The organism is Rhodococcus sp. PD04, from assembly GCF_035918275.1.
GTDB lineage: Bacteria > Actinomycetota > Actinomycetes > Mycobacteriales > Mycobacteriaceae > Rhodococcus > Rhodococcus rhodochrous.
This window is the reverse complement of sequence record NZ_CP142143.1, coordinates 429,581-446,724: the sequence shown is the minus strand read 5'-3', so window position 1 is coordinate 446,724 and position 17,144 is coordinate 429,581. Positions and strand designations below refer to the sequence as shown.

General features: G+C 67.9%; 15 protein-coding genes and 1 tRNA gene. 5 read left to right on the top strand and 11 right to left on the bottom strand.

What is annotated here, in order from left to right; genetic code table 11:
* Positions 1-118: 118 nt before the first annotated feature.
* Positions 119-2,545 carry a transglycosylase domain-containing protein gene (locus tag U9J23_RS02035; RefSeq protein WP_085469833.1) on the top strand — a complete coding sequence of 809 codons (2,427 nt, stop codon included), beginning with the start codon at positions 119-121 and terminating at the stop codon, positions 2,543-2,545.
* Between the two features lie 79 nt (positions 2,546-2,624).
* Here U9J23_RS02035 and U9J23_RS02030 read toward each other — a convergent pair whose 3' ends face one another.
* A complete protein-coding gene (locus tag U9J23_RS02030; RefSeq protein WP_145707551.1) occupies positions 2,625-3,101 on the bottom strand; it encodes a GatB/YqeY domain-containing protein in 477 nt (158 codons plus the stop codon).
* 66 nt (positions 3,102-3,167) lie between these two features.
* On the opposite strand from U9J23_RS02030, the gene U9J23_RS02025 reads away from it, so the two are divergent.
* From U9J23_RS02025 to U9J23_RS02015, 3 genes are all read left to right on the top strand, one after another.
* Positions 3,168-4,121 (top strand): metallophosphoesterase, encoded by a 954-nt coding sequence (locus U9J23_RS02025; RefSeq protein ID WP_085469835.1) that lies wholly within the window; start codon positions 3,168-3,170, stop codon positions 4,119-4,121.
* Positions 4,122-4,175: 54 nt separating this feature from the next.
* Positions 4,176-4,249: transfer RNA gene (locus U9J23_RS02020), tRNA-Pro, on the top strand.
* A 331-nt stretch (positions 4,250-4,580) separates the two neighbouring features.
* Positions 4,581-5,102 carry a YdcF family protein gene (locus tag U9J23_RS02015; RefSeq protein WP_085469836.1) on the top strand — a complete coding sequence of 174 codons (522 nt, stop codon included), beginning with the start codon at positions 4,581-4,583 and terminating at the stop codon, positions 5,100-5,102.
* Positions 5,103-5,111: 9 nt separating this feature from the next.
* Here the strand turns inward: U9J23_RS02015 and U9J23_RS02010 are convergent, their stop codons facing one another.
* Entirely contained in the window at positions 5,112-6,860 is a 1,749-nt protein-coding gene (locus tag U9J23_RS02010) for a cholesterol oxidase substrate-binding domain-containing protein (protein ID WP_059383101.1), read from the bottom strand.
* Between the two features lie 76 nt (positions 6,861-6,936).
* A complete protein-coding gene (locus tag U9J23_RS02005; RefSeq protein WP_272268914.1) occupies positions 6,937-7,770 on the bottom strand; it encodes a metal-dependent hydrolase in 834 nt (277 codons plus the stop codon).
* Between the two features lie 159 nt (positions 7,771-7,929).
* On the opposite strand from U9J23_RS02005, the gene U9J23_RS02000 reads away from it, so the two are divergent.
* The gene (locus U9J23_RS02000) at positions 7,930-8,073 is read left to right on the top strand and encodes a hypothetical protein (RefSeq protein ID WP_155418953.1); all 144 of its coding nucleotides are present in this window, start codon (positions 7,930-7,932) and stop codon (positions 8,071-8,073) included.
* A 27-nt stretch (positions 8,074-8,100) separates the two neighbouring features.
* Here U9J23_RS02000 and U9J23_RS01995 read toward each other — a convergent pair whose 3' ends face one another.
* The 8 genes from U9J23_RS01995 to U9J23_RS01960 form a co-directional block, all read right to left on the bottom strand.
* The gene (locus U9J23_RS01995; RefSeq protein WP_085469890.1) at positions 8,101-9,561 is read right to left on the bottom strand and encodes a catalase; all 1,461 of its coding nucleotides are present in this window, start codon (positions 9,559-9,561) and stop codon (positions 8,101-8,103) included.
* A 94-nt stretch (positions 9,562-9,655) separates the two neighbouring features.
* On the bottom strand, positions 9,656-10,090 hold the full coding sequence (locus U9J23_RS01990; RefSeq protein ID WP_024102806.1) for a Fur family transcriptional regulator: 435 nt from the start codon (positions 10,088-10,090) through the stop codon (positions 9,656-9,658).
* A gap of 86 nt (positions 10,091-10,176) precedes the next feature.
* On the bottom strand, positions 10,177-10,809 hold the full coding sequence (locus U9J23_RS01985; protein WP_194699703.1) for an acetoacetate decarboxylase family protein: 633 nt from the start codon (positions 10,807-10,809) through the stop codon (positions 10,177-10,179).
* The gene (locus tag U9J23_RS01980) at positions 10,802-12,514 is read right to left on the bottom strand and encodes an FAD-dependent oxidoreductase (protein WP_145707548.1); all 1,713 of its coding nucleotides are present in this window, start codon (positions 12,512-12,514) and stop codon (positions 10,802-10,804) included. Before U9J23_RS01980 ends, U9J23_RS01985 begins: the two co-directional genes overlap by 8 nt.
* Positions 12,515-12,570: 56 nt before the next feature.
* Complete coding sequence (locus U9J23_RS01975) at positions 12,571-14,076, bottom strand: flavin-containing monooxygenase (RefSeq protein ID WP_145707545.1); 1,506 nt, start codon at positions 14,074-14,076, stop codon at positions 12,571-12,573.
* A complete protein-coding gene (locus U9J23_RS01970; RefSeq protein ID WP_085469839.1) occupies positions 14,073-14,651 on the bottom strand; it encodes a TetR/AcrR family transcriptional regulator in 579 nt (192 codons plus the stop codon). Before U9J23_RS01970 ends, U9J23_RS01975 begins: the two co-directional genes overlap by 4 nt.
* A 143-nt stretch (positions 14,652-14,794) precedes the next feature.
* Positions 14,795-15,826: an aspartate-semialdehyde dehydrogenase gene (locus U9J23_RS01965; protein WP_059383107.1), complete on the bottom strand. Its 1,032-nt coding sequence runs from the start codon at positions 15,824-15,826 to the stop codon at positions 14,795-14,797.
* A 2-nt stretch (positions 15,827-15,828) separates the two neighbouring features.
* On the bottom strand, positions 15,829-17,094 hold the full coding sequence (locus U9J23_RS01960; RefSeq protein WP_059383108.1) for an aspartate kinase: 1,266 nt from the start codon (positions 17,092-17,094) through the stop codon (positions 15,829-15,831).
* Positions 17,095-17,144 lie beyond the last annotated feature (50 nt).

The window sequence follows — 17,144 nt, the reverse complement described above, 5'->3', positions numbered from 1 at the left end:
CGTACAAAGTCCCACGTCGGAGGCGTTTTCACCTCGCCCGTCGTGCCACGCCCGCTCCCTGGAAACGGCCGGCCGGTCCCTCGCCACGTAGTGTGTAGGCGTGTCGATCCGAAGAACGGTGGCGAAGCTCGCTGGTTGCACGGCCCTCGGCGGCGTTCTCGTAGCAGGGATGCTCTTCCCGGCCGCGGGTGGTTTCGGGTACGTCTCGAACCGAGCCGCGGACACCGTCGACAACAGTTCCGCAGAGCTCGTCGAAGGTGTCGTCCCAGCCGTGACGACCATGGTCGACAAGGCGGGCGAGCCGATCGCATGGCTCTACGACCAGCGTCGCTTCGAGGTGCCCAGCGATCAGATCTCCAACGAGATGAAACTGGCGATCGTCTCGATCGAGGACAAGCGGTTCCCAGAGCACCAGGGCGTCGACTGGCAGGGCACCATGCGCGCGTTCCTCACCAACACCACGAGCGGTCAGGTCGAGCAGGGCGCCTCCACGATCGATCAGCAGTACGTCAAGAACTACCTGCTCCACGTCATCGCGAAGACCGACGCCGAACGCCGCGCGGCGATCGAGACGACGCCGGCCCGCAAGATCCGTGAGATCCGCATGGCGCTGACCCTCGACGATCAGCTCACCAAGGACGAGATCCTCACCCGGTATCTGAACCTCGTCCCCTTCGGCAACGGTTCGTTCGGCGTCCAGGACGCCGCCCAGACCTACTTCGGCATCGACGCCAAGGACCTGAACGTCCCGCAGGCCGCCATGCTCGCGGGCATGGTGCAGTCCAGCTCGGCGCTGAACCCCTACACCAACCCCGACGGCGTGCTCGCCCGTCGCAACATCGTGCTCGACACGATGATCGACAACATCCCCGAGCGCGCAGACGAGATCCGCGCCGCGAAGGAACTGCCGCTCGGCGTGCTGCCCGAGCCCAACACGCTCCCCCGCGGCTGCATCGCCGCCGACGACCGCGGCTACTTCTGCGAGTACGCGCTGCAGTACCTCGAGAACTCCGGCCTGTCGCGCGAGCAGATCGACCGGGGCGGATATCTCATCCGCACGACCCTCGACCCCGAGGTCCAGAACTCGGTCAAGGAGTCGCTCGACCGGTTCACCAGCCCCACCGTCGACGACGTGGCCTCGGTGATGAACGTGATCGAGCCGGGCCAGGATTCGCACAAGGTCCTCGCCATGGGGTCGAGCCGCAAGTTCGGTCTCGACGCCGAGGCCAAGGAGACGGTCCAGCCGCAGCCCTTCTCTCTGGCCGGTCACGGCGCCGGGTCGATCTTCAAGATCTTCACCGTCGCCGCCGCCATGGAACAGGGACTCGGCACGTCCGCCGTGCTGGACGTCCCGTCCCGCTACAACGCCCGCGGTCTGGGCGACGGTGGTGCCCGCGGCTGCCCGGCCAACTACTACTGCGTCGAGAACGCCGCGCCGTATCCGTCGCAACTGTCGGTGACCGACGCGTTGGCGCAGTCGCCGAACACGGCGTTCGTCAAGCTCATCGAGGCCACCGGTGTCGACGCCGCCGTCGACATGTCGGTGCGCCTGGGACTGCGTTCGTACCTGCAGCCGCGCACCTCCGGCTTCGGCGACCAGTCGATGGCCGAGATGCAGAAGGAACAGCACCTCGGCTCGTACACGCTCGGCCCGACGTGGATCAACGCGCTCGAGCTGTCGAACGTCGCGGCGACCCTCGCCTCGCACGGCAAGTGGTGCCCGCCCAGCCCGATCGAGGAGGTCTTCGACCGCGAGGGCAAGCCGGTGCCGATCACGCAGCAGGCCTGCGAGCAGGTGGTCGAGCCCGGTCTCGCCGACACCCTCGCCACTGCGATGAGCAAGGACACCGCTGCCGGCGGTACCGCCTCGGGCGCCGCGGGATCGGTGGGCTGGAACCTGCCGGTCGCGGCGAAGACCGGTACGACGGAGTCGCACATGTCGTCGGCCTTCCTCGGCTTCACCAACCGGTTCGCCGGTGTGGTCTACACCTACGGCGACTCCCCCACCCCCGGCGAGATCTGCTCGGGTCCGGTCCGCCCCTGCTACGACGGCAACCTCTTCGGCGGTACCGAACCGGCGCGGACATGGTTCTCGGCGATGCTGCCGGTGGCGAACAAGTTCGGCCCCATCGAACTGCCCGCCCCCGATCCCCGGTACGTCCGCGGCGCGGGCAACGCCCAGGTCCCGGACGTCACGGGCCTGCCGAAGGACCGCGCGATGCAGCGGCTGCAGGAGGCCGGATTCTCGGTCTCGGAGGCGACGATCGCCGGTGAGGAACGCGCCGGAACGGTGACGGGTACGTCCCCGAGCGGCTCGGCCGTCCCGGGCTCGACGGTCACGCTGTTCATCAGCGACGGATCGGTCCGCGTGGCTCCCACCACGAGCGCAACCCCGGCCCGCCCACGCGACCGCGAGGTGCCCGACACGACCCGGCGGTCGACGCCCGCACCCATCCCGGGACGTGAGCTCGAGCAGAGCGAGTCGAGTCCGCCGGCGGACGAGGACTCCACTCCCACGACGACACCGAGTCGCCCCGACAACTGAGCCGCAGGGCTTCCACGGCCGTGCAGTTCCCGTCGCCCCGTCCTCGTGACGGTCGACCGGAGCTGCACGGCCGTTTCGGTTACAGGCGTGAACGCACGGCCGCGGACAGGCGCTTGCCGTCGGCCTTCCCTGCCGCGATCTCGGTGGCGGCCTTCATCACCTGGCCCATGTTCTTCGGACCCGGCCGCGTGCCGAGTTCCTCCGCGACGCGCGCGAGGGCGGTGTCGACGACGTCGACGAGCTCGGCATCGGTGAGCGGGGTGGGCAGGTACTCGTCGATGATCCGTGCCTCGGCGTGCTCCTTGGCCGCGAGCTCTCCGCGTCCGTTCTCGGTGTAGACCTCGGCGGCCTCGCCGCGCTTCTTCGATTCCTTCGCGAGGACCTCGAGCACCTCGTCGTCGGACAGCTCACGCGCCTCCTTGCCGGACACCGCCTCGTTCCGGATCGCCGCGAGCAGCATCCGGAGGGTCTCGGTCCGCAGCTTGTCCTTGTCCTTCATCGCTGCGGTCAGGTCGGTCCGCAGCCTGGATTCGAGGGAGGATGTGGTGTCGCTCATGCCGGAAACGCTACGCGGGGCAGGCGAACCACGTGCGAGGACCACGCACGGCGGTACGCTGGAGAAGTGCCTGACCTGTCTGCAATTCGCCGTGTAACCCTCGGTGCTGCCGGCGCCGCCGCTCTCGGCCTCGGTTACGCCACGCTGATCGAACGGAACGCGTTCACCCTTCGCGAGGTCACGGTGCCGGTGCTCGCGCCCGGCGCGTCGACACTGCGGGTCCTGCACATCAGCGACCTGCACATGACTCCCAACCAGAAGCTGAAACAGAACTGGTTGCGCGAACTCGACGGCCTCGAGCCCGATCTCGTCGTGAACACGGGCGACAACCTGTCGCACCCGAAGGCCGTTCCGGCCGTCGTCCAGGCCCTCGGCGGACTCCTCGCCCGCCCGGGTCTGTTCGTCTTCGGGAGCAACGACTACTTCGCTCCCGTGTTGAAGAATCCGCTGGCCTACTTCGACAAGGACCACGACCGCGTCTACGGTCCTCCGCTCCCCTGGGGCGATCTGCGTGCGGCGTTCACCGAACGTGGCTGGCAGGACATGACGCACGTGCGCCGCGACATCGAGGTCGGCGGTGTGCGCATCGCCGTCGGCGGTGTCGACGACCCGCATCTCGACCGCGACCGGTACGAGACGATCGCCGGTGCGGCCGATCCCTCGGCCGATCTGCGACTGGGCATGACGCACTCCCCCGAGCCACGGGTACTCGACCGTTTCGCCGAGGACGGTTACGACCTCGTCCTCGCCGGCCACACCCACGGTGGTCAGCTGTGCCTGCCGTTCTACGGCGCGCTGGTGACCAACTGCGGGATCGACCGGTCGCGGGTGAAGGGCGCGTCGCGCTGGGGCGCCCGCATGCGACTGCACGTCTCCGCGGGGATCGGCACGTCGCCGTTCGCTCCCGCTCGGTTCTTCTGCCGCCCGGAGGCCACCTTGCTGACCCTCGTTCCGGCCTCGCGCGACACCGCGCAGCAGGCCAGCGGCAATGCGGCAGAGCGCGCCGGGTTACGTCGCTGACCAGCCGATTTAATCTTCTGCGGACTCGTGTTGTAAGCTGACCGAGGTTCAATACGGGGTGTGGCGCAGCTTGGTAGCGCGCTTCGTTCGGGACGAAGAGGTCGTGGGTTCGAATCCCGCCACCCCGACTCGTGGAAGAACTCGTCAGGGCACTTTCTCCTCACGGAGAAGGTGCCCTGACTGCATTCCGGGGCACCTGGTTCACCTCTCCGGGAAAGAACGTCCCCTCCCGTCACAAAAGATTCTTCAAGTCTGTTTTCAGGGGTCAAAACAGACTTACATACCCTAAACTGAAAGGCGGCACCGCACTCGCGAGACGCCTCGGCTCCGGTCGGGCGGGAACGGACTCGGCGGATGACGCGACGACACAGGGCCTCCCGGCAGGACGCACCGGAGAACTCCGGAGGTTCCACACTCACCAGGCCACGCCCCCGGCGACGACGGTGGCTCGCCGTCCTCGTGCTCGTCGCGTGCGCGTTCATCGCCGCGGGCTTTCCCGTCTACGTGGCCCCGCAGATCGAGATCGAGAACCTCAGCCCGTATCGCCGGGCGGACGCGATCTTCGTCCTCGGCGGTGCGATCTACGAGCGCTATCCCTACGCGCTCGAACTCGCACTCGAAGGCTTCGCACCCGAAGTCGTGGTGTCGAATCCCAACGGCGCGAAGGATGTCTGGCTGACGGACCTGTGCGACCACCCGCGCTACGAATTCCCCGTCACGTGCTTCGAACCGGACCCGCCGACCACGCGCGGTGAAGCCATGGAACTGCGTCGTCTCGCGGAGCAGCGCGGCTGGGACAGCGTCATCGTCGTGACGTTCGTGCCGCACGTCTCCCGCGCGCGCTTCATCCTCGACCGATGCTTCGACGGCGAACTCATCATGGCCGCCAGCCCGGCCGACATCGCCCTGTCGTACTGGGCATGGGCGTACGCCTATCAAACCGCTGGCTACATGAGGGCCTTCTCGCACACCGGGTGCTGAGGCGGAACGTCAGGGCAGCAACCGGTCGAGGAACCGGTTGCTGAACACCCGGTGCGGGTCGTACTGCTCGAAGGCCGCGAGCGCGGCGTCCCAACCCTGCCCGGACGGCAGGCCGGTGCGGTACATGGCCGGCACCGTCTCTCCGAGGAAACCGGGGTCGCGGTAGCCGCCCTCGTCGTCGAACGCCCAGCCCTTCGACCACTCGGACCGGAAGGTCGCGTAATCGCCCGAGTAGTGGGCGGCCATCCACTGCTCCATCTCGCGGAAGAAGGCCGGCATCCCGGCCGTTCCGGGGATGGAGACCACGTTCATCCAGATCGCGGTGTCCCAGTCGGGCCGGTCGGGGCGGGGACGCACCGGCGACAGGTCGGGCACGCCGGCGGCGTCGACGAGCACCTCGCCGGCGTCGTCGACCTTGCACAGACGCACCTCGAACGGCATGTTCACGGGGTACTGCCCGAGCGAGGCGTAGTGCGTCATCCGCTCGTGCAGCCACGTCGTGAACTCGTTGATGACGCGGGCGATGTTGTCGCGTCTCGTCACGACGACACCGCCACCGGCGACCACGCGCAGGGTCGCGGCGCGCAGGTAGAACAGCAGATCCTTGGACCAGCCCCACAGATCGTTCGTGCCGGTCGCGGCGAGTCCCGCGGCCACTGCACCGAACTGCGACGCACCGAAGGCCGGTGTGACGCCCTGGGCGCCGCGCACGACCTGTCCCAGCAGGTCGGTGAGTTCCTCGGGCAGGCTGTCGGAGAAGTAGTAGTTGTACGGGCCCTGCACCTCGCGGGACGCGGCAGGCTTCTCCGGAGAGACCGACCAGATCTTGAGCCAGGGCGTTTCGGTGAAGGGGAACCAGATCGCCTCGACCCGCCCGTGCTCCTCGACGTAGCGCTCGAAGGTGCGCCCCGGCGAGCCGGGCGGTGCGAACAGTTCGCGCCACGGGATGTCGGTGAAGCTCTGGCAGCGCACCCGGTAGTTCGCTCCGGCCTGCAACGTCACGGAGGTGACGAAGGTGCGTCCGAGGTGGGCGAGCAGGGGGCCGATCTCCGGGTCGGCACGGCGGAACTCGCGGAGTTCGTAGGCACCGGCCGACGGGTTCCACACCACGGCGGTCAGAGCCAGGACGAGATTGGACAGGGAGCCGAACGACTGGCCGGGGACCACCGTCTCCCCCGCTGCCGGGTAGGTGGCGCCGTGGGCACCGATCGACAGTGCCCCCGCGATGGAGATGTCCCCGATGGCCGGCGAGTTGGCCCACCCCAGTCCGCTCGCTTCGAGCGCGGTGAGGATCGATTCGATGCTCGCGCCACCGCCGGCGGTCACGCGCGCAGGTGCGGCTCCCGCGTCGACGACGACCTGGTTGAGCTGCGACATGGTGTCGACCAGCACGACGTTCTCGATGTCCTGCCCGGCCTCGAGGGTGAGCGGACTCCAGCTGTGCATCGACCCGCGGGGACGGATCCGGAAGCCGTGGGCGTGCGCCCAGTTCGCGAGGCGGACGACGTCGTCGGCGGTGCGCGCGGTCGCGGTCCACACCGCGTCGAACCGGATGGTCTTCGCCCAGTTGACGAACTGTTGCTGCGAGAGCGGGATGTCGGCCGGGAAGTCCGGCGGCGCCGGGATCGTGGCAGCCGGGTCGCCGAGCGGTACCGCACCCGCGAGCGTCCATCCCGTGCCTGCAAGGACGGCCGCTCCGGCGGCTGCTCCGAGAAGACCGCGACGACTGAGGGTGGGACCAGAGGCTCGAGCGCTCACGAGGGCGGGTTCCGTTCTGTTCTGCGGGCACGGACTCCGCAAAAATAGAACAAGTTCTCTTTATTCTCCAGTACCGCTACCGGTGTGCGGTGCCCTCGCTCCAGAACGACAGGCCCGACGCCTCCAACGTGCCGAGGATGTGTTCGGGCGCGCCGTCGACCGACCAGACGGCCATCGCGACCGCCGCAACGGTGAGAGCCGGACCGAGGATGCCGAGCTCGAACGGGCCACCCGCACGGATGGACAACGCCGACGGCAGCTTGATCTCCCACCAGCGCGACCCGCGCCAGGGCACGAACGGCGCGAGGAAGGGGATGCCCTCCTTGGTGATGGCGTCGCCGAGACAGTGCGTCGCGCATCCGAGGGCCACCGCGACCCCCAGACCCGTCGACGCGACCTCCTGCGGGAACCACGTCCACGACAGGATCGACAGCACTGCCGCGCTCAGGGTGACGACCACCCACCCGCGCTTCTTCGCCCACGACCCGAACAACCCGCGCAGCGCGAGACCGAGAGTGACGAACAGGACCCCGATGATCGCTTCTCTGCCGAAGCTCGCGACGAGCGCCGAGACTCCGGCGCCGAGCAGCGCCGCGAACAGCGCGGTGTGCGTCATGGTGCGGTGTCCACCGCGCCGCTTCCGGTCGCGACTGCCCTTGGTGAGCGAGTAGTAGCCGAGCGAGACGGCGTCGACACCCTTCGCGAAGGTCTGGCTCACGGGTCCGAACGACCTCGCGACCGTCGACTGCGCGGTATCGAGATCCGGAAGCAGGGCCGCCCCCGAACACACCGCCGCGAAGGCGAAGGTCTCCGCGGTGGATGCGGGCGCACCCCAGTCGGGAGGAAGCAGATCTGCGACGACGAGCCCCACCAGCGCCCCGGATACTGCATGGGTAGGACCCATCACCATGTCGGACAACACCTTTCGACGAACGTGCGCGAATCCGATCCGGCATGACGACGCCGACCCGGATCTCCAACCTAACAACCACAACCGACACAGCTGTCACACGCGTGTTCGAACAGCCGATATGTTCGACGGACGCCGACAGGGCCGCCCACCGGAGAGGTGGACGACCCTGCCGTCTGTGCCGAAATCCTCGTTTGCGAGGAAGATGGAGTTGTCGTCGTCGGATGGAGGGAGAGCGACATGGACACCACGCTGATCGTGCTGGCGCTGGCAGCCCTGATCTACTGGTGGGGACTGCTCTGATCCCGCCGCATCTCCCCCGGTGACGGGTCAGGCCCCGGCGCGCACGCCCGCCTCGACCCGCTTGCCGAGTTCCTCGTCGACGTTGCGCCAGTACTCGAAGATCCGCTCGTAGAGCGCCTCCGAGGTACCACCGAGGACGTGCCCGACGATGTTGCCCACGAGGCGTTCACGCGCCGCGTCGTCCATCACGTCGCGGAAGAGCGTGCCCGCCTGACCGAAGTCGTCGTCCTCGGGGTGCTGCACGTATCCCGCGCGCACGGCCTCGGTCCCGAAGTTCCACAGACCTTCGTCGCCGGCCCGCTCGGGATCGGCGTGCGGACCGCCGAAGCTGTTCGGTGCGTAGACCGGAGTCTGCGGATCGTTGAAGCTGTAGGCCATGTTGCCCTCCTTGCTGTAGGAGTCGACACGGGCGGCCTTCGCGGAGTTCACCGGCAGCTGTGCGTGGTTGACGCCGATGCGGTAGCGGTGGGCGTCGGCGTAGGAGAACACGCGGCCGAGCAGCATCTTGTCGGGCGAGAAACCGATGCCCGGCACGACGTTCGACGGGGCGAACGCGGCCTGCTCGATCTCCGCGAAGAAGTTGCGCGGGTTGCGGTTCAGGGTCATGGTGCCGACCTTGATCAGCGGGTAGTCCTTCTGCGACCACACCTTGGTCAGGTCGAACGGGTTGAACCGGTAGTTCTCCGCCTCCGCGACCGGCATGATCTGCACGTGGAGCGTCCAGCTCGGGAACTCGCCGCCCTCGATCGCCTTGTAGAGGTCGGCGCGGTGGTAGTCGGGATCCGAGCCGGCGAGACGGTCGGCCTCGTCCTGGGTGAGGAACTCGATGCCCTGGTCGGTCTTGAAGTGGTACTTCACCCAGAAGCGCTCACCGTCGGCGTTGATCCACTGGTAGGTGTGCGAACCGAAACCGTCCATGTGGCGCCACGTGCGCGGCAGGCCACGGTCGCCCATCAACCAGGTGACCTGGTGTGCGGTCTCGGGACGCAGGGTCCAGAAGTCCCACTGCATGGTGTGGTCGCGCAGGCCGGAGCCGGGCAGACGCTTCTGCGAGTGGATGAAGTCGGGAAACTTGATCGGGTCCTTGATGAAGAAGATCGGCGTGTTGTTGCCGACGAGGTCGTAGTTCCCGTCCTCGGTGTAGAACTTCAGGGCGAAACCGCGCGGGTCGCGCCAGGTGTCGGGGCTGCCCTGCTCACCGGCGACCGTCGAGAAACGTGCCAGCATCTCGGTTTTCGCACCCGGTTGGAACAGCTTCGCCTTCGTGTAGGCGGAGACGTCCTCGGTGACGACGAGTTCGCCGAACGCGCCGCCGCCCTTGGCGTGCACGACACGCTCGGGTACCCGCTCGCGGTTGAAATGTGCGAGCTTCTCGAGCAGGTAGTGGTCGTGGAGCAGGATCGGGCCCTGGGTACCGGCGGTCAGCGACTCGTTGTCGCTGGCGACGGGGATACCGACGTTGTTCGTGGTGTAACGGGCATTCGTCATGGTGACCTCCGAATACGGGTGTTCCGGGTCTCGGGACACGAAGCCGGCGGTTCGACCCGCGAAGGGGCCGGACCACCGGTGGAGCGAGTGGGCGCTAGTCGGCGCGGCAATCGGGGCACAGGCCCCAGAAGGTGACCTCTGCTTCGTCGATGACGAAGCCGTGGTCGTCGGACGGCGTCAGGCAGGGCGCGGCCCCGACGACGCAGTCGATGTCGACGACCGTGCCGCACGCGCGGCACACGAGGTGGTGGTGGTTGTCGCCGATGCGGGTCTCGTACCGTGCGGGTGATCCGGCCGGTTCTATCCGGCGGAGCAACCCGTTCCCCACGCATGCCTTGAGTACGTCGTACACGGCCTGCGTCGACACCGAGCCGAGTTCGTCGCGCACGTGGGCGGCGATTCCGTCCGCATCGGAATGCGGATGCTCGGCAACGGTTCTCAGTACGGCAACGCGGGGAGCGGTCACCCGCAGACCCACGGAGCGCAGTTGCTCCTTGGGGTCGAAGTGATGCTCGTGTCCTTGTTGCATGACACCAAGTATGCCCCTTTTCTGGAATAAGTCAAGAAAAGGATCGGTGCAACCGGCACCGCGGCGCACCCACGACACCGGTCGACCTACACCCGCGACACGACTCGCGACGCTCCCGTGGACATCCGTCCGGAGGTGATGACGATGCCGTGATGGGTGCCCGGACGCAGCCAGCGGCTCAGCGTCGGTCCCTCTGCCGCGACGGTCACCCGCGCGTAGCGGAACTTCCCCCGCAGCCGGGCCGTGGCGCGCTCGACGGCGCCACCGGGGATCGGCTGGGCGAAGGTCAACCCACCCGCGATCGGCAGTTCCGGGCCCTTCGGCGCGGCCGAGGTGGCCACGCTCCATCGGGCGCCGGTCGCGGAGAAGTCGCCGAGGACGTCGCCGTCGAACTTCGCGAGCACCTTCGGCAGCTTCCAGTGCTCGCGACCACCGTGTACCGACGGCTCGGAGTCGACGGCGATGAACGGCACCGCCATCGCCGGGATCAGGCCGCGACGCAGCACCGGGCTGGCCAGCACCTCGCGGTACGGCCCGACGGGCGAATCGAGGTAGTCGACCATCATCGCGAGCGTGATGGGCAGGGTCGCGCCGGCCGGCCCGTACTGGGCGGCCTCCGGGGTGCTGCGATGCCACCAGAGGGTGGCCCGCACGGCGGCCGGCCAGGGCGGTGGCGGCGAGACCGGATAGTCGGTGCGTTCGTCCTCGCTCTCAGGCACTGTCCAGAGCACGGGCGCTCTCCTTCCGAACGGGGGTGATGGGGAGCCGCAGCGCCGCAGGGGCCTCGACGGGCACGACCGGTCGCACGGGCTGCACCGGCTGCACGGGTTCGTAGGCCGACCCGAGCGGAGGCCGGTTGTCCTTCTCCCCCTTGTTCGGCCACAGCGCCAGCGCACGTTCGGCCTGCGCGGTGATCGTGAGGGACGGGTTCACGCCGAGGTTGGCGCTCACCGCGGAACCGTCGACGACGTGCAGACCCTCGTGCCCGTAGACACGCAGGTACGGGTCGACGGTGCCGGTACGCGGCGAGTCACCGATCGCGCACCCGCCGAGGAAGTGCGCGGTCATCGGGATGTTGAACAGGTCGGCGATCGACCCGCCGGCGTCACCGTCGATCTTGTCGGCGACGCGGCGAACCGCTTCGTGGCCCACCGGGATCCACTCGGGCGGCGGGGTGCCCGGACCCTGCTTGCTGGTCAGGCCCCGGCCGATCGGCGTGCGCCGCGTCGCGAGCTCGAGCGAGTTGTCGTCGGTCTGCATCACGAGAGCGATGACCGTGCGCTCGGACCAGTTCCGCACAGACAGCGAACGGAGGAAGGCGGCGGGATTCTTCGCGGCGACACCGAAGAACTTCAGCAGTCGCGGCATCCGCGTGCCACCGTCGACGAGCAGCGCCTGGAGCAGACCGATCAGGTTGCTGCCCTTGCCGTACCGCACCGGTTCGATGTGGGTGTGGTCGTCGGGGTGGAAGGACGACGTGATGGCCACGCCCTTCGTGTAGTCGACGACACGGTCCTGTGCGGTCGCGGCGAGCACCGCCTCGGAGTTGGTGCGCACCACGGTGCCGAGGGCCGGCGACAGGTTCGGCAGGTCACCGGTCTCCCGGCTCGCGAGCAGCAGGCGCGCCGTGCCGTAGGTGCCGGCCGCGATCACCACCTGGTCGGCAATGAAGACCTTGCGGCGCTTCCTGATGCCGTTCGTGCTGCGGGTGTGGACCTCGTATCCACCACCGGCCCGGGGCACCACACGGGTCACCGTCGTGAGGGCGTGGATCTGCGCGCCCGCCTTCTCGGCGAGGTAGAGGTAGTTCTTGACGAGCGTGTTCTTCGCTCCCACACGGCAACCCGTCATACAGCTGCCGCACTCGGTGCAGCCGGTGCGGTCGGGGCCGGCTCCACCGAAGAACGGGTCGGGCACCGTCCTGCCGGGCTCGTCGAAGAACACACCGACCGGGGTGGTCGTGTAGGTGTCGCCCACACCCATCTCGTCGGCGACCTGACGCATCACCTCGTCCGCGGGCGTGGTGCTGGGATTGGGGCGGACGCCGAGCATCCGTGCCGCCTGGTCGTAGTACGGCGTCAGTTCCGCTTCCCAGTCGGTGATGTGACCCCACTGCGGGTCGCGGAAGAAGGGCGTCGGCGGCTTGTACAGGGTGTTGGCGTAGTTCAGCGACCCGCCACCCACACCTGCTCCGGCCATGACGAGCACGTTGGGCAGCAGGTGCATGCGCTGCACCCCGTAACACCCCAGCTGCGGTGCCCACAGGTACTTGCGCAGCCGCCAGCTCGTCTTGGGCAGCTCGTCGTCCTCGAAGCGTCGTCCGGCCTCGAGAACACCTACCTTGTATCCCTTCTCGGTGGCGCGCAGTGCAGCGACGCTACCGCCGAACCCTGAGCCGATGACGAGGACGTCGTAGTGGGTCATGCGCTCGCTCCTGCCGTCGCCCTGCCTCATGCGCTCGATCCTGCGGTCACCTTGCCTCATGCGTTCGCTCCTGCGGTCGCTCGGTGCTCTGTGTAGCTCTCCGGGTCGAACTGCTTGGTCCGCGCCCGGTACTGCCACGTGAAGGTCGGCCACATCACGGAGTTGCGGCCCTTCTCGTCGATGTACCAGCTGCTGCAACCACCCTGGTTCCAGACCGTGTTGTTCAGCGCCGGGTCGAGATCGGCGGTGTAGCGGCGCACTGCCTCGTCGCGCACCTCCACGGCCGCGACTCCGCGACGCTCCATCGTGCGCAGCGCGTCGGAGATGTAGTTGGCCTGGGATTCGAGCATGTACACGATCGAGCTGTGGCCGAGATTGGTGTTGGGGCCGTACATGAGGAACAGGTTGGGGAAACCGGGCACGGTGATGCCGAGATAGGCCGAGGGACTGCCGTCCCACGTCTCGGCGAGGGTGCGACCGTCGCCACCACGGATGTGGTGCGCGACAGGCGGTTCCGTAGGCGTGAAGCCGGTGCCGAAGATGATGGTGTCGACCGGGTACTCGGTGCCCTTGTCGTCGACGACACCGTTCTCGGTGACCGCGGTCAGACCGGAGGACACCACGTCCACCTTCGGCCGGGTGATGGCCGGGAACCAGTCGTTGGACAACAGGATCCGCTTGCACGTGATCGCAAAATCGGGGGTCAGACGCTTGCGCAGCTCGGGATCGCGCACGTTCTTGCGCAGCACCTGGCGTGCCCGGACCTCGAACAGCGGCAGGAGGTACTGGCGGGCGAAGGGCTTCGTCATACCGACGACGTAGATCTCCTTCTGCCCGTACACGAATCCGCGCATGAGCTTCTGGGCCAGGGGGAATCGACGATAGAGCGTGCGGACCGACCGCGCGATGACGTGGTCGTGCTTGGGCATCACCCAGGAGGCGGTGCGCTGGAACAGGGTGAGATGGTCGACGCGGTCGACGATCGCCGGCACGAACTGGATGGCCGAGGCGCCGGTACCGATGACGGCGACGCGCTCACCCGTGAGGTCGTGGTCGTGATCCCATTCGGCCGAGTGGAACTTCTTGCCGCGGAACAACTCCAGTCCGGGAACCTTCGGGTAGGTGGGCGTGGAGAGGGCGCCGGTGGCGGCGACGAGCACGTCGGCCGTCAGGTCACCGCGGGACGTGGAGATCCGCCACACGGCGCGCTCGGCGTCCCACTGGGCCTCGCGCAGTTCGCACCCGAACATGGTCCGGTCGGTCACGCCCTGCTCACGTGCGACGCGGCGGAGGTAGGCGTAGATCTCCTCCTGGGTGCCGTGCGCTCGCGACCAGTCGGGTTCGGGCGCGAAGGAGAACGAGTACAGCGCGCTCGGAACATCGCATGCGGCACCGGGATAGGTGTTCACACGCCAGGTTCCGCCGACGTCGTCACCGCGCTCGAGGACGAGGACGTCGGCGTCGGGGTTCTCACGCAACAGCGTTGCGGTCATACCGATGCCGCCGAAGCCCGCGCCGACGACGAGCGTGTGCACGTGATCGGGAAGCAGTGCGAGACTCATTTCATCACCAGCGCCTTCCAGACCGGGAGCAGGCGCTCCCGGAATTCTCGATCGGATTCGGGGGTACGCATCAGGGCCGAGACGGCGAAGCCCCGGGCGATTTCGATGCTGAGGTCGATGTGGTCGGGCGAGACCCTGTCGCCCATGATCTCCAGGCAACCCGTGCGGAGCGCGTCCGAGACCTTGCGTTCGAGCGGGATCATGGCCTCGTGCAGGGACGGATCGGTCCGCGCCGCGACCCACAGTTCGAGTGCTGCGGCGAAGAGCGGGCCGGAGAAGGCGTCCATGAGCGCCTCGAAGCCGTGCTCCGGGTCGGGCCGTTTCTCGAGGATCTCCTGCAGCCGTTTGTCGACGAGGTGCTCGACCGCCGCAACGACGAGGTTCTCCTTCGTCGGGAAGTGGTGGAGCTGGGCGCCTCGCGAGACTCCGGCGCGTTTGGCGATGCCCTGCGTGCTGGTGCCCGAATAGCCGTGCTCGACGAGCGAGTCGACCGCGGCGTCGAGCAGCTTGGCTCGCGTCGCGGCTGTGCGTTGCGCCTGGGTACGACCACCGTTCGGCACAGTGTCCTGGATCACGCTTCGCAGCGTAACGGTAAATCAACAAACAGTCCAGACTGCTTGTAAATATTTCCGGAGCATCCCGGACCGTCCCCGAAACGCGACGGAGCGGGTGGACCCGGAAGAGGTCCACCCGCTCCGTCGAGAAGGTCGGAAGTCGCCTAGACGAGCAGCTCCGCGATCTGGATGGTGTTCAGCGCGGCGCCCTTGCGCAGGTTGTCGCCCGAGACGAAGAGCGCGAGACCGCGGCCCTCCGGAGCACCCGGGTCCTGGCGGATACGGCCCACCAGCGAGACGTCGTCGCCGGCAGCGGCGAGCGGGGTCGGCACGTCGACGAGGCGGACGCCCGGAGCATTCGCGAGCAGCTCCTGCGCACGCTCGACCGACAGCGGCCGCTCGAACTCGGCGTTGATCGACAGCGAGTGTCCGGTCACGACGGGAACGCGCACGCACGTACCCGAGACGAGCAGGTCCGGCAGGCCGAGAATCTTGCGCGACTCGTTGCGCAGCTTCTGGTCCTCGTCGGTCTCGCCCGAGCCGTCCTCGACGATCGACCCGGCAAGCGGGACGACGTTGAACGCGATGGGCGCGACGTACTTGTTCGGGGCCGGGAAGTCGACGGCGTCGCCCGCGTGGACGAGCTTGTCGGCCTCGTCGGCGACTGCGCGCACCTGGCCGACCAGTTCCTCGACGCCCGCCAGGCCGCTACCGGAGACAGCCTGGTAGCTCGACACGATCAGACGCTGGAGTCCGGCCTCGTCGTGCAGTGCCTTGAGCACCGGCATCGCGGCCATCGTGGTGCAGTTCGGGTTGGCGATGATGCCCTTCGGCGGGTTCTTCACCTGCTCCGGGTTGACCTCGCTCACGACGAGCGGGACCTCGGGGTCCTTGCGCCACGCCGACGAGTTGTCGACGACGATCGCACCGGCGGCCGCGAAGCGCGGAGCCTGTTCCTTGGAGAGGGTGCCACCGGCCGAGAACAGCGCGATGTCGATGCCCTTCAGATCCTCGTCGGAGGTCGCCGCGACGTCCTCGACCACGATCTCCTCACCGCGGAACGGCAGCTTCTTGCCGGCCGAGCGGGCCGACGCGAAGAACCGGACGGTGTCGGCCGGGAAGTTGCGCTCCTCGAGGAGGGTGCGCATGACGATCCCGACCTGCCCCGTGGCGCCTACAACTGCAATGGTGGTCACGATTACCGCCCCGTTCCTGCGTGCACGACGGCCTCTTCGTCGCCGCCGAGCTCGAACGCCGCGTGCAGAGCGCGCACGGCGTCGTCGAGTTCGTTGTCATCCACGAGCACGGAGATGCGGATCTCCGACGTCGAGATCAGGTCGATGTTGATGCCGGCGTCGGCGAGGGCCTCGCAGAACTTGGCCGTGACGCCGGGGTGGCTCTTCATGCCGGCACCGACGAGGGAGACCTTGCCGATGTGGTCGTCGAAGAGGACCTGGGTGAAGCCGATGTCGCCCTGCTGCTTGGTGAGGAGCTCGACCGCGCGCGGGCCGTCGCTCTTCGGGCAGGTGAAGGTGATGTCGGTCTTGCCGGTCTCGACCTTCGAGATGTTCTGCAGCACCATGTCGATGTTGATCTCGGCGTCGGCGACGGCGCGGAACACCTTGGCGGCGTAACCGGGGGTGTCGGGGATACCGACGACGGTGATCTTCGCTTCGCTGCGATCGTGCGCAACGCCGGTGATCAGGGCCTCTTCCACAGGGATGTCCTCCATCGATCCGGACACGATGGTGCCGGGCTTGGTGGTGTACGACGAACGAACGTGCACGGGCACGTTGTAGCGGCGGGCGTACTCCACGCACCGCAGCATGAGAACCTTCGCGCCGCACGCGGCGAGCTCGAGCATCTCCTCGAAGGAGACCTTCTCGAGGCGCTGCGCGTCCTTGACGATGCGCGGGTCCGCGGAGAACACGCCGTCGACGTCGGTATAGATCTCGCAGACGTCCGCGTTCAGCGCGGCGGCGAGTGCGACGGCGGTCGTGTCCGAACCGCCACGACCGAGAGTCGTGATGTCCTTGCTGTCCTGGCTCACGCCCTGGAAGCCTGCGACCAGCACGATGCTGCCCTCGTCGAGGGCGGCGCGCACGCGGCCGGGGGTGACGTCGATGATCTTCGCCTTGCCGTGGCTGCCCGTGGTGATCACTCCGGCCTGGGAACCGGTGAACGACCGGGCCTCCGCGCCGAGCGAGTGGATTGCCATCGCGACGAGGGAGTTGGAGATGCGCTCACCGGAGGTGAGAAGCATGTCCATCTCGCGGGCCGGCGGGGCCGGGCACACCTGCTGCGCGAGATCGAGGAGTTCGTCGGTCGTGTCTCCCATGGCCGAGACGACGACCACGACGTCGTTGCCCGCCTTCTTGGTCTCGACGATCCTTTCAGCGACGCGCCGGATCCGCTCGGCCGTCGAGACCGAGGATCCTCCGTACTTCTGGACGACGAGTGCCACGCTGGCCAACCTCCGGGTTTCGGGAACAAGTCCAGTGGCCCAGCTTACCG